This is a genomic window from Nocardia sp. NPDC058705, assembly GCF_042749305.1.
Classification (GTDB): domain Bacteria; phylum Actinomycetota; class Actinomycetes; order Mycobacteriales; family Mycobacteriaceae; genus Nocardia.
In genome coordinates, this window is sequence record NZ_JBHYRN010000015.1 from 102,720 (window position 1) to 117,872 (window position 15,153).

The window sequence follows — 15,153 nt, forward strand, 5'->3', positions numbered from 1 at the left end:
ATGACGCACCTGCTCTTTCGTGACATCGAGATCATCGACGGCACCGGCGCCCCGCGCACCCGTGGCGACGTGATGGTCCGCGACGGCCGCATCGCCGAGGTCGCGCCACCCGGCACCATCGACTCCGACGCGAGAGTCGTTCCGGTACAGCCGGGTTCGGTTCTCGCGCCCGGATTCATCGACATGCACGCGCATTCCGACCTGTACCTGCTGACCCACCCCGACCACTTCCCGAAGATCACCCAGGGCGTCACCACCGAGGTGATCGGCCAGGACGGGCTGTCCTACGCGCCGATCGACGAGGCCGCACTCGCGGTGGTGCGCAGGCAGATCGCGGGCTGGAACGGCAATCCGGCCGACTTCGACTTCTCCTGGCGCACCGTCGCGCAGTACCTTGACCGACTCGACGAAGGCATCACGCCCAATGCCGCCTACCTCGTTCCGCAGGGCACGCTGCGCATGCTCGTCGTCGGCAACGACCAGCGCGCGGCCACCCCCGCCGAGATCGACCGGATGTGCGCGCTGCTGGCCGAGGGCTTCGAACAGGGCGCGGTCGGCATGTCCAGCGGGCTCACGTATACGCCCGGAATGTATGCCGACACAAGCGAACTCGCCGCACTGTGCGCGGTGGTCGCTTCCTACGGTGGCTTCTACGCACCGCACACACGCTCTTACGGCGCGGGCGCGCTCGAGGCCTACGCGGAGATGATCGGCCTGGCCAAGGCCACCGGCTGCGCGCTGCACCTGACCCACGCCACGATGAACTTCGGGGTGAACCGTGGCCGCGCACCGGAATTCCTCGCGATGATCGCGCAAGCCCGCACGGACGGTTGCGACATCACCCTCGACACGTATCCCTACCTGCCCGGATCGACCACCCTGTCCGCGCTGCTGCCCAGCTGGGCGATGTCGGGTGGTCCCGACGCCGCGCTCGCCCGCCTGGACGATCCGGCCGAGCGCGCCAGGATCACCGAGGATGTCGATGTCAACGGCTCCGACGGCTGCCACGGCGTCACCGTCGAATGGGAAACCATCCAGATCAGCGGGGTCGGCGACGACGCGCTGTCGGATGTGGTGGGCCGCACTGTCGCGGAGATCGCGGCCGAGCGCGGTGTCGCCCCGGTCGAGGTGTTCTTCGACCTGCTGTGCCGCGACCAGCTCGCCACCACGATCCTGCAGCACGTCGGCCACGAGGAGAACGTGCGCGCCATCATGGTCGACCCCGGCCACATGGGCGGCAGCGACGGCCTGCTCGTCGGCGCCCGCCCGCACCCGCGCGCCTGGGGCACCTTCCCGCGCTACCTGTCGCGCTACGTCCGTGAACTGGGCGTGCTCGGTCTCGAGGACTGCGTGCACCACCTCACCGGGCGCCCGGCGGCACGGCTGCGGCTGGCCGAACGCGGTCTGATCCGGCCCGGTTACGCCGCCGACCTCGTCGTGTTCGATCCGGCAACGATCCACGACACGGCAACATTCGAGCACCCGCAACAGCAGGCCCGTGGTATCCAGCACGTGCTGGTCAACGGCGAGTTCGCGCTGGAGAACGGCACCGCGACCGGAGTTCGCGCCGGTCGCGCCCTGCGCCTGGACACCACGAAGGAGGAAACCCGATGAACCCGTTGCTCAGTTCGTCGTCGGAGGCCATGGAGGTGATCCGCGCCGATCGCGCACTCACCGTGGTCCGCGCGCCCGCCATCCCCGACCCGGCCGCGCTCGCCACGGCGCTCGCGGGCGCGGGGCTGCGGGCGGTGGAGCTGACCTTCACCACTCTCGGTGTGCTCGACGCGATCGGCAAGGCCAGTGCGGTCACCGACGCCGTGATCGGGGTCGGCACCGTCACCACCCGTGAGCAGGCCGAAGCCGCCATCGAGGTCGGCGCCAGATTCCTGGTCACGCCCGCGCTGCGTCCCGAGGTCGCCGAAGTGGCTGCCGCACACTCGATTCCGGTCATCATGGGAGCGTTCACGCCCTCGGAGGTCCTCGCGGCGGCGGAGATGGGGGCGGCGGCGGTCAAGATCTTCCCGGCGCGCGCGCTCGGACCGCAGTACTTCAAAGACCTGCTCGGGCCGTTCCCGCACATGTTCCTGATCCCGTCCGGCGGCGTGAATTCCCACAACGCCCGCGATTTCCTGCGTGCGGGCGCGATCGCCGTCACCGCGGGCACCGAAGTGGTCGCCCCGCTCGACGTCGAGACCGCGCGCTGGTCGCACATCGGCTCCAAGGCCGCACATTTCGTCCATTCGCTTGATTGAGAGGTTTTCCATGGGCGCCACCGTCGACTGGTTGCGCACCACCACCCCCGGGTTGCTGGTGCTGTGCGGTCTCGCGATCGCTGTACTACTCATCGCCATCATCAAGGTCAAACTGGAGCCGTTCGTCGCGCTGCTGTTGACCGGACTGCTGCTGGCGCTGGCCGCCGGGCTGCCGATCTCCCAGATCGTCGGCACCCCGCTCAAAGCCGGTGAGTCACTGCTGGAAACAGGCTTCGGTGGCATCCTCGGCCATATCGCGGTGATCATCGGACTGGGCACCGTGCTCGGCGCGATCCTCGAAAGATCCGGTGGTGCCGACGTTCTCACCGACAAACTGCTGCGGGTGTTCGGCGAGAAGGGCGCGCCCATCGCGATGGGTCTGCTCGGGCTCATCTTCGGCATCCCGGTGTTCTTCGACATCGGCATCTTCGTTCTCGCGCCGCTGATCTACGTCGCCGCCAAGCGCGGTGGGCGTTCGCTGGTGCTCTACGCGATGCCGATGCTGGCAGGTCTGTCGATGACGCATGCGTTCCTGCCCCCGCACCCCGGACCCGTCGCGCTCGGCGGTCTGCTCGGGGTGAGCCTCGGCTGGTTGATCGTGATGGGATTCGTCTGCGGCATCCCGGGTTTCATCGCCGCGGGCATCGTCTGGGGCAGCTACATCGGCAAGCGCGTGATGGTCACGGTGCCCGAGGAATTCGTGCCACTGGAACCGGAACCCGCCGACGATCCCGACGGCTCCGGTGCGACCGCCGTGATCACCAAATCGCCACCCTCGGTGGCTTTGATCGGCGGCATCATCGCAATCCCGCTGGTGCTGATCCTCGGCGCCACCTTCGGTTACCAACTGCTGGACAAGGATTCGGCCCTGCTGCAGGTGCTCACCTTCTTCGGCACCCCGGCGGTCGCGCTGCTCATCACCGTGCTGGTGGCGTTCTACCTGCTCGGGATCCGGCGCGGATCGACCGTGCAGGAACTGAGCACCATCACCGCCGAATCGCTCAAGCCGGTCGGCATGGTGCTGCTGGTGGTCGGCGCGGGCGCCTTCTTCGGCAAGGTCATCTCGGCCACCGGCATCGGCACCGCACTGGCCGACACCATGTCGGCGGCGGGTCTGCCGATCATCGTGCTCGCCTACCTGATCAGCTGCGGCCTGCGCATCGCCCAGGGTTCGGCGACGGTCGCCATCGTCACCACCGGCGGCATCGTCGCACCGTTGGTCGCCGAGCAGGACTACTCGCAGATGGCCATCGCGTTGATCGCCATGTCGATCGCGGCGGGCTCGATCATCCTCAGCCACGTCAACGACGGCGGGTTCTGGATCATCGCGAAGTACTTCAACATGACGGTGAAGCAGACGCTGCAGACCTGGACGGTGCTCGAAACCATCCTGTCCGTGGTGAGTTTCGCGGTCGCCGCGTTGCTGTTCTCGATCGTCTGAGCTAACCGCTCTACCGAGCCGGGCTGTCCCCACGGGTCAGCCCGGCTTCGTATGCGCAGATCGCCGCCTGCACCCGGTTGTCCACCTCGAGGCGGCGCAGGATCGCGCTGACGTGGAATTTCACGGTCGCCTCCGCGAGGAACAGATTGCGGCCGATGTCGGCGTTGGACAGTCCACGTCCGAGCAGCGCGAGCACGTCTCGCTCGCGGTCGGTCAGCGCCTCGACGCGACGACGTGCCGCGATGGGTGCCGGATTGCCGGAGCGGGCGATGACCTTCCGCGCAATTCGCGGGGAGAGGTAGGCAGCGCCGTCCGCCACGGCCCGGACACCGAGCAGGAGTTCGCGAGGGTCGGCGGCCTTGAGCAGGAACCCGTCGACGCCGTGGGCCATGGCGGCGTCTACGTAGTCGTCCTCGTCGAAAGTGGTGAGCAGGATCACCGCCACCGACGGCAGGGACGCGCGGAGTTCGGCGGCGGCGCCGAGACCGTCGAGTCGGGGCATCCGGATATCGAGCAGCGCGATGTCGGGGCGGTGGTGGCGGGCGAGTTCGACGGCTTCGCACCCGTCGCCCGCCTCGGCGATCACCTCGATCTCCGGATCTGTCGCCAGGATCGCCTTCACACCGGCGCGGATCAGCGGTTCGTCGTCGGCGAGCAGGACCCGGATCGTCATGGAGTTCCCCTGTTCGGGTCGAGCGGGATCTGTGCGCGGACGATGAAGCGGCGTTGCTCGGCGTTCGCGTGAAATGTGCCGTCCAGCAGATGAACCCGGTCACGAAGGCCCGCGAGTCCGACACCGGACCCCGGAGCGGATTCCATCGCCGCAGCCAGCGGAAGGCTATCGGTCCGTGGGTTGTCGATTGTCACGTCGACCAGCGTCGGTGTGCGTTCCATGCGGATCACCACTTCGGCGCCGGGGGCGTGCCGCGCCGCGTTCGTCAGCGATTCGCGCACGACGTAGGACACTGTCCGCTCGACGAGTGGCGGCATCGGCGGACCATCGAAACCGTGTGTGGTGACGGTCATTCCGGCGCTGCGAGCACTGTCGACGACCGTGTTGGCATCTTCTGTGTGCGAGTCGATCGGGCCTGTCTGACGCAGTACCCCGATCGTGCTACGGAGCCGATCGGTGGCCGTCGCCGCGGCGGCCCGCAGCTCGGCGGCCGACCGGCGGTTCGGTTCGGACAGATCGCCTGCCAGCTCCAGCGCACCGGCGCGCAGCGCGATCAGCGCCAGATCGTGGCCGAGGCTGTCGTGGATGTCCGCGGCGATCCGGGTGCGTTCGCGCAACTCGGCGCGCTCGGCGACCAGGCGCTGTTCCTGTTCGAGATGCGTGACGCGCTCGGCGCTCGCGACCAGCAGTTCGGCCTGCTGACGCCGGAACCGCCCCGCCGACCACGGCAGCGCGCACGCGAGAACGAACGACCCGAGCACTCCACTGCCGACCGAGAAATCGACCAGCGTGAACACGACTCCCGGCACCGCCAGCGCGGCGAGCACGGTCCATTCGCGTGGGAACGGCAGGTGTCGGCCATGGAGGTAGGACAGTACGGCGAGCACGAGATACAGCGCCTGCCGCCACAGCGGAAGCTCGTCGAGGAACAGCCCGTTGATCTGGACTGCTCCCGCGAGCACCACCAGCGCGGCACCGTTCCTCATTCGCCCGACCTTACCGATCGCAGCCGATAGACCCGTGTCGCTGTGGTGGCCAGGCCGGCCGCCGCAGCGACGACGACGGTGATCAGGAGCGGCGCGTAGTAGGTGAGCTGCGTCCAGGTGACGGCCCGCCCGCCCATGATGATCGAGATGACGGCAGGGAATCCGGCGAACAGCAGCACGGGCACCAGTGCTGGGAGCAGTCGTGCACCTGTCCACCAGGTTCGGCGCCTTGCGCTCGCCCATCGCCGCGCCCTGAACACGCCGAGCCCGCCGAGACCCAGTGCCGCCACAACGATCGCCGCGAGCGCGACCTCGGACCATTTCCTGGTGGCACCTGGAACTTCCGGTGTTTCGCCACGGCTCATCGCGGCCAGACCGAGCATGATCGGGTAGGTGTCGTCGGCGAGTCCGGTGCTGTTGGTCATGACCGCGAAGCCGTATCCGGTCTTCGGGTCGATCGCTTGGGCGGCGTTGTAGGTGAACAGGTTTCCGGAATGGACGAGCAGGTCACCGTCTTCCTCTGTGCCCCAACCCATTCCGTAGCGGTGCAGGACCGGCGTCTGCATTGTCGTCAGGCCTTGCGCGGAGATGAGGTGTGACCCGTTGCTGGTGTTGGCGATCAACCACCGGCCCATGTCCGTGGCCGTCGTGATGACCGAACCTGCTCCGCCCCCGGGGAATCCGACGAGCTCCGGCCGCGCTACCCACTGCCCGAACACCGAGGTGAAGCCGTTCGGTGGTGCGGGCAGGTCGGCATCGGTGCCGCTGGCGGTCATACCGAGTGGGCCGAACACCCGCTCTCGCAGATAGTCGCCGAAGCTGCGGCCACTGGCCACCTCCACCAGGCGTGCCGCGATGTCGTAGTTGACATTGCAGTAGGTCCATTGTGTTCCGGGGTCGGCCGCCAGCGAGCCGGTGCGCAAGGTGGCGATGTAGTCGGTCAGTGTCCGCGCCTTGTCGGTGGCTCCGATGTCGACCGTCCGGTCCGACAGTCCCGAGGTTTGATTCAGCAAGTGCCGCACGGTGATTCGATTCGCACGAGCATCGTCCATCCGGAACTCGGGCAACTGCTCGGCCACCGGCCTGTCCAATGCCAGACGACCGTCCTCGACCAGCGTCATCACGGCGGTCGCGGTCATGGATTTACTCAACGACGCGACCCGCATCGGTGAATCCGCCGCCATCGGCTCCCCGCGCGAATCCCGGCCCGCGCCGGTGGCGTGGACGACGGTGTCCCCATGGGTGACAACGAGTGAGACACCCGGCAGGCCGGTCGATTCCATCGCCTCGTCCAGGTAGGCGTCGATGGCAGCGGGAGTCAGGGCTGGCTCCGGTGCGGCGTTCGCACTTGATGGTGCGATGAGGCTGAAAACGATAGCGGCCGTGATCAATACGCGATGCATGAATCAACCGTAGGAATGGCTGGAGCGGCTCGGATCCGACGAACGGCGACGAATGACTAGACGAAAGTCGCAAGTCTGGCGTCCGACGGGTCCTCGGTGACACGAAGTCGCCGGTCCGGTGCACACGCGAATCGTTCAGTCGAGCAGCGCATGCGTCAGCCTCGCCAGTGCCGTACGTGGATCCTTGTCAGCCTCCGCGCCGGTCAGCCGGTGCACGACGGCACCGTCGAGATAGTCGACGAGGATGCCGGTATCGGCGGCCGTCACACCGACCGAGGCTGCCATCTCGATCGCCCAGGCACGCAGCCGCTGGTGCCCGCGTTGGACCGATTCGTGCAACGCGGGCATCGTCTGCGATTCGCCGAACAGGGCGAGACGGGCCTGGGTGCGGACGCGGTCGGTGGTCGTCGCGTGCGTGACGAACAGGGCGAGACCGTCGATGAGGGCCTCGACCGTGGCAGGGCCGAGTGCGCGGTTCAGCGTCTCCCAGTCGGCGTGATCGCGCTGCTCGAGGCGTTCCGCGATGCCACACAGCAGCGCTTCTCGGGTGCGGAAGTAGTTGGATGTCGAACCCGGCGGCACGTCGGCGGCCTGGTCCACCGCGCGGTGGGTCAGCGCACGCGAGCCGCCAGTGCCCAGCACCTCGATGGCGGCATCGAGGACCTGGTCGCGTTTGGTAGCCACGCACCGATACTACGCCCGTAGTGACTCGCACTACATTCATAGTGCCTGTCACTACAGCCGTAGTACGGTCACATCGATACCTGCAACGAGGGAGTGTGTGATGCCTACAGCGATAGTGGTCGGTGGTGGGATCGGGGGATTGGCTGCTGCGCTCGCGCTGGTCGGCCGGGGTTGGGACGTCCAGGTGCTGGAGCGAGCGCCGGAGGTCGCCGAAGTCGGTTCCGGAATATCCTTGTGGTCCAACGCTTTACGTGCACTGGACGCTCTCGGCGTCGGTGACACTGTTCGCGCACAGGGTATGGCGGAGGTGTCGGCTGGAATTCGCGACGACCGTGGGCGCTGGCTCTCGCGCACCGACGTGGCAACGCTGCGCGAACGGTTCGGCGCGCCGGTCGTGATCCACCGCGCCCGCCTGCTCGACATCCTGCGCACGGCGCTGCCCGAAAGTGTTGTGCACACCGGTATCTCGGCTCGCGAGGCTACCGCCGACGGAACGGTGGGGCACTCCGCGGGAACCTCATCCGCCGATCTGATCGTCGGAGCAGATGGGATTCGCAGTGTCGTCCGACGCGCGGTCTGCGGCGAAGTCGCCCCGCGCTACGCCGGCTACACCGCCTGGCGCACAGTGGTCGACACCGAGGAGCAGCTCACCGAGTTCGGCGAAACCTGGGGCCGCGGCGCACGTTTCGGCATGGCCCCGCTCGCCGACGGCCGCATCTACTGCTTCGCCGTCTACAACGCCCCCGAGAAGATGACCGGCAGCCTCACCGAAGTCCGCGACCGGTTCGCGAACTGGCACCACCCGATCCCCACCCTGCTCGCCGCCGCCGACCCGAACACGGTGCTACACAACGACATCTACGACCTTCCCGCCCTGCCGACCTTCATCGCAGGACGCATCGCCCTCGTCGGCGACGCCGCCCACGCGATGACACCCAACCTCGGCCAGGGCGGCTGTCAAGCTCTCGAAGACGCGGTGGTCCTCGGCCGGCTGGCGGGCGAACCCGACGGCCTCGCCCGCTACGACCGCGAACGCCGCCCCCGCACCCAGATGATCACCCACCGCTCGGCCCGGATCGGTGCCGTCGCCCAACTGTCTGCCCGCCCCTTGGTCGCGATCCGCAACACTGCATTGCGCCTGACTCCCACCTCGGTCCAGCTCCGTTCCATGGCAGAGGTCCTCGACTGGACATGCTGAGACGAGGTCCGGTGTCCAGCTGCCGAGTCGGGGCGGTCGCGAAGTCCAGCCGGCGATTCGGGATGGTCTCGAAGTCCAGCCGACGTCGCCTGTCGCGGTGGTGTGCACTGAAGTGAGCTGGGTCAGGCCTGACTCGCTCGCGCCGCGTGTGGGTCGTTGGTCCACGCGCACGCCGCGTGATGATCGTGGGTGGGAATGATGCGGACAGCACCGCGAATCGCGTGCAGGCGGTGGACAGTTCGCCAGGTCTCGGTGCGGTCGTTGTCGGCCAGCGCGCCCGGATACCCTGATTTCTGCCGCAGTTCCTCGACCTGCAGGTTGTGCCAGATCGCGTCACCCGCGAGCAGGACCGGGCCGCGTTCGGTGCGTAGGAGCACACCGATGCTGCCCGGAGTGTGGCCGGACAGGTCGACGAGCAGCACCGCGCCGTCGCCGAACAGGTCGTGGCTACGGGCGAAGGCGAGGACCGGCGGACCGTCGAGGTCGTAGCAGTCGAGAGGTCGCTCCCGAACGGCTCGTCGCACCCCGCCGATCGGCGCCACCGGGCCGGTCATGGCCCAGTCGTGCTCGGGCCGGTGCAGCCGCAGCGCCAACCCGGGCAGATCGAGAAGCCCGGCGACATGGTCCCAGTGCAGGTGCGTCGGCAGGGCGAAATCGATGGTCGCCGCATCAATGCCGCTGCGGTGCAGGGATTCCCGAATATCGATGATGTCTTTCGGGGGCGTCACCGCGAGGCGCAGCACCTGCGGGAGTTCGGCCACCGCCCGGTCCTCGACGTCGACACAGATGCCGGGGTCGACGAGAAAAGTCGCCTTCGGATGCCGGACGACAAATGCCGTCATCGCGGACTCGATCCGGCGCGGCGCGAATATGCCTTCGACGACGGCCGCCGTCGGCACGCTCTTGGCATTCTGCGCCAGCACCGTCAACTCGACCGTCGTGGTGCCGCTTGGCAGGCCGTGGTCGGGGAGCGAGGCCAGGAACCTGTGGTCGGGTCGTCGCGGACGGAGTGCGCCCGTCACCGCCGACCCCACCGACCGGCAACACCGCCACACATCCGGTGTCGCAACGGCGTCGATCAGCTGTGTTCGATTGTCGTTGTGTTCCATGCGAACTACGCTAAAACTTCAGGTCGACCTGAAGTAAAGGGGAGAAGATGCCGAAAACTGCTGGGTCACGCCGCATCGGCGACGCCGCCGCCGAACTCGGCGTCGCCACGCACGTCCTGCGGCACTGGGAGGACGTCGGTGTCCTCGTGCCACCGCGCGCGCCCGGCGGACAACGGATCTACGACGGTGAACTGATCGTCCGGGGCCGCCTCATCCAGCTCCTTCAACGATCGGGGCTGTCCCTGGCCGAGATGAAAGATCTCTTCGCCACCAGGTCGCACACCCGCCGCGTGGCACTGTTCGCGGACAAGCAGGCCGAGCTACGAGCTCGCGTCGACGACCTCACCCGAACCATCGACTTTCTCGCCCATGTACTGCGCTGCACCCACCCGATCGTGGACGAATGCCCGGACTGCGTCGAGTTCAGCCAGGCCTCGCAGCGGTGAGGTGCGATGCCCGTGCCGTCTATGTGCTCGTCGATAGTTGGTAGCGCGCGAGCATGGCGGCGGCAGTGGTCGTCATGGTTGCGCGGAGCTCGGGAGGCCTGAGGACTTCGATGTGCTGGCCCAAGGGGAGCAGGGCGTGGGCGAGGACTTCGTAGGACTCGGCGGGGATGGTGATGTCGGCCCAATCGTCTTTGTCGGGAGGGCCGAGGGAGGCGAGGGCTTCGCGAACAGCAGCGGGGTCGTTCATGAGACGCAGCAGGCTCAGGTGGGCGATGGAGATCCGGCAGTCGGCGCTGACTCGCAGCATTGATCGCGCGAATTCCTCGGCTGCGGATTGCCAGTGGTCGGCCAGGTCGAAAGGTGTTGGGCGGGTGAAGGAATCGCCGGTCGGTGTGGCGGTGGCTATGCGACTTGCCCGGTAGGAGCGGATGTCGGTGTCGTCGCGGGCGACCAGATACCAGGTGCCTGCCTTCATGACCAGACCGAGTGGGTCGAGGGTGCGTTCGACCGTGCGGTCGCGGCGGCGATAGGTGATCGCCAGGCGGCGGTCGCGCCAGAGTGCGTCGGCAACCGTTGCGAGGGTGGGGGTTTCGTCGGGGCGCTGGAACCAGCCGGGCATGTCGATATGGACCCGTTCGGCGATTCGGGTTGCGCGGCCGCGTAATTCGGTCGGGAGCGCGGCGAGCATCTTCAGCTGGGCGGTGGCCAGGACGGTGCCGAGACCCAGGTCGGCGGCGGCGCCGGGGAGACCGGCGAGCAGGACGGCGTCGGCTTCGTCGGAGGTGAGTCCGGTGAGGCGGGTGCGGTAGCCGTCGATCAACCGCACCCCGCCACCGCGCCCCGGCTCGCTGTACACCGGAACGCCCGCCTCCGACAGCGCCTCCACATCCCGGTACACCGTGCGCACCGACACCTCCAGCTCCCGTGCCAGCTCGCTCGCGGTCGTACCACCGCTCGCCTAACAGGAGCAGCAGCTGCACCAGCCTGCTCGCTCTCATATCGTCGAGACTAGCCGCGAACCCTGACAGGAGATGTCAAGTTTGGGTCGTACCGTACGAGATATGACCACGTGGAGCCAGTTCACCGAAGAAGCACCGAGCATCGCGGCCCTGTTCCTGCGCCGCCACCAGGCCACCGGCAACCTGTGCATGCTGGGCACCCTGCGCGCCGACGGATCACCGCGCATCAGCCCGATCGAACCGATGATCTTCGAAGGCATGCTCGTGCTGGCCGGCATGCCGAACACCCGAAAGTTCGACGACCTCGCCCGCGACCCACGCTTCTGCCTGCACACCGCCACCGTCGACACCATGGTCTCCGACGGCGACGCGAAACTCTTCGGCGCCGTCACGGACCTGAAAGACGAAGCCGTGCACGTCCGCTTCGCCCAAAAGCTGTTCGACGACAGCGGTTTCGACATCCGCGGCGAGAAGTTCGACCATTTCTACGTCGCCGACCTCACCGGCGCCTCCACGGTCGAATCGGGCGATGATCGTCTCGACATCACCGTCTGGAAGCCCGGCGCGGGCGAAAAGGTCGTCCACAAAGCCTGAGGCGCTGGACAATTGATCACCATGCAACGATGGTGGCATCGGCCGCTGAGGGCCTGGTGATCAATTGTCCAGTGGTCCATCCCGACGGTTCGGTGATGGTCTAGCGCGTTGCGTGGTCGTCGGCGGAGGTCAGAACTGCGGTCGCGAGTGTGAGCGCATGGTCGCTTGCGGGGCAGCGGTGCGGTCCGGCGCCGAAACCGAGCCCTGGATGACGCAGGTCGAGTTCGGTGACCACGCCGTCGACCATCCGACGGGTCGATCGCAGCGGTGGTGTCGTCGCCATGATCACCCCGGGCGCCTGGCCCGAGGCGCGGGCGGCCGCGATCAGTTCGCCGGTTGCCGCGCAGGCCTGCACGAGAACGCAGATCCGGGCCGCGGTCGGCTCGTTCGCCTGCCCGCCGCACGCGGCGACGAGTTCCCGCACAGCGGCGTCGGCGGTCGACGTGACGGGGACGTGCGGCTGATATGCCGCGGCGACTTCGGCGACGGCCTCGGCGAGCTGTGACGGAAGTTCCATCGCGCCCAGCAGGATTCGGACGTGGGCGAGTGGTTCGCCGGTATTCCCGGACAGGTCTGCGACCTCGATCCGATCCAACTCCGCGCACACGGCGGCACGCCTGCGCGCGTGGTCGTCACCGTCGCAGAACCGCGGCACGGAGGTGCGAAGCCAGGCGACGGAGGCCTCCGATGCCGCGGGCACGGGCGGCATCGGCGCGGTGGACAGCAGTTCACGGACGAGCACGGGATCGGTGATCACTCCACGACCGTAAGCCCGCCGGGTTCCTATGGCAGCTCGACGAGGCAAGACGACGACGGTAAGCCCGCCGGTTCCTAAGGCAGCTCGACGAGGCAAGACGACGACGGTAAGCCCGCCGGATTCCCGAGGCGGCTCGATGCGACAAGACGGCGACCGTAAGTCCCAGGATTCCCGAGGCGGATCGACGAGAAGGCGGCGAGGACTACTGGATTCCTGAAGCGGCTCGTTGAGTTTGAATGACCGGTCAGTCATAATAGGGGCATGCCGAAGAGGGTGGATGTGAATGCCCGGCGCGCCGACATTCTGGACGCGGCCGTGCGGGTGTTCGCGAGAAAAGGTTTCGCCGCGTCCAGGATCGAGGATGTCGCGGCTGAGGCGGGTGTCGCGAAAGGCAGTGTCTACCTTGCGGTCAGCAGTCGGGAGGAGTTGTTGACCGCGGCGTTCGATCAGTACCGCGCACGCGCGCAGGAACAGCTTGCGATGTCTGCCGCCGGGTCAGCGCTCGATCGGCTGGCCGAGCTGATCCGGGCCACTGTCGCGATGCTGGCGGCTCATCCCGATTACGCGCGCGTGCTGCTGGATGTGTGGGCTGCCCGCACTCCGATAGATATGGCCGCCGTGTATGCGGAATACCGGGCGGCGGTCGCGGAGCTGTTGCGTGAGGCGGGTGCCGACGGACAACTGCGGGCGGGGATCGGGGAAGGGCATGCGGCGGTGATCGTGGGCGCGATCGAAGGGTGCCTGGTGCAGTGGCTCGCCGACGAGCAGGTCCGGCTGATCGACCTGACCGAACCGCTTGTGCAGGTGTGCGTGGAAGGAATCCGCCAATGACGATCACCGACCGCCTGATCGCCCCGAACGCGACGAGAAGTGAAGCCGCTCTGTGCTATTCGGCGGCAGCAGTCGGCGCGGTGACGGCCGGTCTACTCGCGAAAAACTCATCCGTGCTGGTCATCGTCGTGGTCACCCTGGTCGGCTTCGACCTGTTCGGTGGCGCGGTGGTGAACGCGACGGCGTCGGCCAAACGCTGGTTCCATCGGCCCGGCCGCGACGCCCGCCATCACCTCGCGTTCGTGGCGATCCACGTCCAGCCGTTCCTGCTCGCCCTGGTGGTGCCCGGGTTCGGTTGGTGGACGGCGGCCGCGATCTACGGGTTCGTGCTCGCGGCTGCGGTGGTGGTGACCTCGGCGCCGGATGCCCTGCGCACGCCGATCGCCTTCGCCGCCACCGTCTTCGGCGTCGCGATCACCACCCATGCTCGCGGTGCCCTCGTTCCTGCTCTGGTTCGGACCCGTCCTGCTGATCAAACTGCTCCTCGCCCACCTGCTGCCGGAACCGGCCGTGCGCATGACGCCCGGGTGACAGATCGAGCTCGGTTTCCGGGTTCGGTCAGGTCGCTGTGCCACGATGACCTGCATGGATCTGCTCGCGTCCGCTGATGTCGGCGAGGCAACGCCGATCGTCTCGCTGTTCTGGATCGCGCTCGTCGCGGTCCTCGCTCCGCTGCTGTCGCGGCTGGTTCGCGGGTATCTGCCCGATGTGGTGATCCTGCTGGTGGCCGGGGCCGTGGTCGGGCCACACGTGCTCGGGTGGGCGAGCAGTGCGGGCGGTGTCGACCTGGTGAGCGAGTTGGGGCTGGGGATGCTGTTCCTGCTGGCGGGCTACGAGCTCGATCCGCGCCTGCTCGGTGGTCGGACGGGGCGCACGGCGTGGCTGGTGTGGATCGTGTGTCTGCTGTTCGCGTTCGCGATCGTCGTGGCGGCGACGGACACCTCGAACGGCACGCGCATCGCGGTCGCCATCGCGTTGACCTCCACCGCGCTGGGCACGCTGCTGCCGATCCTGAAGCAGCAGGGGATCGTCGACACACGGCTGGGCCGGGCGGTGATGACGCACGGCGCGGTGGGCGAGCTCGGCCCGATCGTGGCGATGTCGGTGCTGCTCACCAGCCGGGATCCGGGCAGCGCGCTGGTGATCGTCGTGATGTTCGTGGTGGCCGCCGCGGTGGTCGGCTTCGTGCCGCTGCGGATGTTCGACCGCATCCCCGATCTGGGTGCGGGGCTGGCCAAGCTGGGCGGTGGCACCTCGCAGCTGCCGGTGCGCGGGGTGGTGTTGCTGCTGTTGGTGTTGATGGTGGTCGCCGAGGTCTTCGATCTGGACGTGGTGCTCGGCGCGTTCGCGGCGGGCATGATCCTGCGGCGGCTCATCGCGGCGGGGCACCCGGATGTGGACTCGGCGCTGGAGGCTATCGGGTACGGGCTGTTGATCCCGGTGTTCTTCGTGGTGTCGGGGATGGGGATCGACGTCGCGGCGGTGGGCCGCAATCCGGCGCTGTGGTTGTGGTTCGTGGTCACCATTGCTGTCGCGCGTGGGCTTCCTGTCTGGCTCAGCGAGCGTTTCGTGCCGCGTGGCGACAATCTGCCGACCGGTCGTGAACGCGTGGAGTTGGCCCTCTACGCGGCGACGGGGCTACCGATTATCGTCGCGGTGACCCAGGTCGCCACCCAAACCGGGCTGTTGAGCGCCGATGTCGCCTCGATTCTGGTGGCGGCGGGCGCGACGACGGTATTGGTGTTCCCGCTGGTAGCGCGTCTGATCGGGGCGCGCGACGCGAAGGCGATCACACCCGCGCATGAATGAGCTTGCATAGT

16 protein-coding genes are annotated in these 15,153 nt (G+C 67.7%); 9 read left to right on the top strand and 7 right to left on the bottom strand.

Annotated features, from left to right (window positions below; translation table 11 throughout):
• From ACFW6D_RS18775 to ACFW6D_RS18785, 3 genes are read left to right on the top strand one after another with little or no spacing between them, the layout of a single operon-like run.
• On the top strand, nucleotides 1–1,614 hold the full coding sequence (locus ACFW6D_RS18775) for an amidohydrolase family protein (RefSeq protein WP_379329726.1): 1,614 nt from the start codon (nucleotides 1–3) through the stop codon (nucleotides 1,612–1,614).
• Complete coding sequence (locus ACFW6D_RS18780) at nucleotides 1,611–2,252, top strand: bifunctional 4-hydroxy-2-oxoglutarate aldolase/2-dehydro-3-deoxy-phosphogluconate aldolase (RefSeq protein ID WP_379329728.1); 642 nt, start codon at nucleotides 1,611–1,613, stop codon at nucleotides 2,250–2,252. Before ACFW6D_RS18775 ends, ACFW6D_RS18780 begins: the two co-directional genes overlap by 4 nt.
• Nucleotides 2,253–2,262: 10 nt before the next feature.
• Nucleotides 2,263–3,693, top strand: a complete 1,431-nt coding sequence (locus tag ACFW6D_RS18785; protein WP_379329730.1) for a GntP family permease — start codon at nucleotides 2,263–2,265, stop codon at nucleotides 3,691–3,693.
• Nucleotides 3,694–3,703: 10 nt separating this feature from the next.
• On the opposite strand, the gene ACFW6D_RS18790 is transcribed toward ACFW6D_RS18785, so the two are convergent.
• The 4 genes from ACFW6D_RS18790 to ACFW6D_RS18805 form a co-directional block, all read right to left on the bottom strand.
• Nucleotides 3,704–4,366: a response regulator gene (locus ACFW6D_RS18790; RefSeq protein WP_379329732.1), complete on the bottom strand. Its 663-nt coding sequence runs from the start codon at nucleotides 4,364–4,366 to the stop codon at nucleotides 3,704–3,706.
• A complete protein-coding gene (locus ACFW6D_RS18795; RefSeq protein WP_379329734.1) occupies nucleotides 4,363–5,352 on the bottom strand; it encodes a sensor histidine kinase in 990 nt (329 codons plus the stop codon). The genes ACFW6D_RS18790 and ACFW6D_RS18795 overlap by 4 nt, the downstream gene beginning before the upstream one ends.
• The gene (locus tag ACFW6D_RS18800) at nucleotides 5,349–6,755 is read right to left on the bottom strand and encodes a serine hydrolase domain-containing protein (protein WP_379329736.1); all 1,407 of its coding nucleotides are present in this window, start codon (nucleotides 6,753–6,755) and stop codon (nucleotides 5,349–5,351) included. The genes ACFW6D_RS18795 and ACFW6D_RS18800 overlap by 4 nt, the downstream gene beginning before the upstream one ends.
• 135 nt (nucleotides 6,756–6,890) lie before the next feature.
• The gene (locus ACFW6D_RS18805) at nucleotides 6,891–7,439 is read right to left on the bottom strand and encodes a TetR/AcrR family transcriptional regulator (protein WP_379329738.1); all 549 of its coding nucleotides are present in this window, start codon (nucleotides 7,437–7,439) and stop codon (nucleotides 6,891–6,893) included.
• 100 nt (nucleotides 7,440–7,539) lie between these two features.
• Between ACFW6D_RS18805 and ACFW6D_RS18810 the strand changes: the two genes are divergently transcribed.
• The gene (locus ACFW6D_RS18810) at nucleotides 7,540–8,637 is read left to right on the top strand and encodes an FAD-dependent monooxygenase (protein WP_379329740.1); all 1,098 of its coding nucleotides are present in this window, start codon (nucleotides 7,540–7,542) and stop codon (nucleotides 8,635–8,637) included.
• A gap of 122 nt (nucleotides 8,638–8,759) precedes the next feature.
• On the opposite strand, the gene ACFW6D_RS18815 is transcribed toward ACFW6D_RS18810, so the two are convergent.
• Nucleotides 8,760–9,746: an MBL fold metallo-hydrolase gene (locus tag ACFW6D_RS18815; RefSeq protein ID WP_379329742.1), complete on the bottom strand. Its 987-nt coding sequence runs from the start codon at nucleotides 9,744–9,746 to the stop codon at nucleotides 8,760–8,762.
• A gap of 47 nt (nucleotides 9,747–9,793) precedes the next feature.
• Here ACFW6D_RS18815 and ACFW6D_RS18820 point away from each other — a divergent pair, with 47 nt between their 5' ends.
• Entirely contained in the window at nucleotides 9,794–10,192 is a 399-nt protein-coding gene (locus tag ACFW6D_RS18820) for a MerR family transcriptional regulator (protein WP_379329744.1), read from the top strand.
• Between the two features lie 19 nt (nucleotides 10,193–10,211).
• On the opposite strand, the gene ACFW6D_RS18825 is transcribed toward ACFW6D_RS18820, so the two are convergent.
• Nucleotides 10,212–11,105, bottom strand: coding sequence for a helix-turn-helix transcriptional regulator (locus ACFW6D_RS18825; protein WP_379329746.1), 894 nt, complete (start codon nucleotides 11,103–11,105; stop codon nucleotides 10,212–10,214).
• 148 nt (nucleotides 11,106–11,253) lie between these two features.
• On the opposite strand from ACFW6D_RS18825, the gene ACFW6D_RS18830 reads away from it, so the two are divergent.
• A complete protein-coding gene (locus ACFW6D_RS18830; RefSeq protein ID WP_379329748.1) occupies nucleotides 11,254–11,745 on the top strand; it encodes a pyridoxamine 5'-phosphate oxidase family protein in 492 nt (163 codons plus the stop codon).
• Nucleotides 11,746–11,845: 100 nt separating this feature from the next.
• On the opposite strand, the gene ACFW6D_RS18835 is transcribed toward ACFW6D_RS18830, so the two are convergent.
• Nucleotides 11,846–12,502, bottom strand: coding sequence for a hypothetical protein (locus ACFW6D_RS18835; protein WP_379329750.1), 657 nt, complete (start codon nucleotides 12,500–12,502; stop codon nucleotides 11,846–11,848).
• 261 nt (nucleotides 12,503–12,763) lie between these two features.
• Here ACFW6D_RS18835 and ACFW6D_RS18840 point away from each other — a divergent pair, with 261 nt between their 5' ends.
• From ACFW6D_RS18840 to ACFW6D_RS18850, 3 genes are read left to right on the top strand one after another with little or no spacing between them, the layout of a single operon-like run.
• Nucleotides 12,764–13,333, top strand: a complete 570-nt coding sequence (locus ACFW6D_RS18840) for a TetR/AcrR family transcriptional regulator (protein ID WP_379329752.1) — start codon at nucleotides 12,764–12,766, stop codon at nucleotides 13,331–13,333.
• Entirely contained in the window at nucleotides 13,330–13,941 is a 612-nt protein-coding gene (locus tag ACFW6D_RS18845) for a hypothetical protein (RefSeq protein ID WP_379329754.1), read from the top strand. Before ACFW6D_RS18840 ends, ACFW6D_RS18845 begins: the two co-directional genes overlap by 4 nt.
• Nucleotides 13,919–15,142 carry a cation:proton antiporter gene (locus ACFW6D_RS18850; protein ID WP_379329756.1) on the top strand — a complete coding sequence of 408 codons (1,224 nt, stop codon included), beginning with the start codon at nucleotides 13,919–13,921 and terminating at the stop codon, nucleotides 15,140–15,142. Before ACFW6D_RS18845 ends, ACFW6D_RS18850 begins: the two co-directional genes overlap by 23 nt.
• Nucleotides 15,143–15,153: the final 11 nt, after the last annotated feature.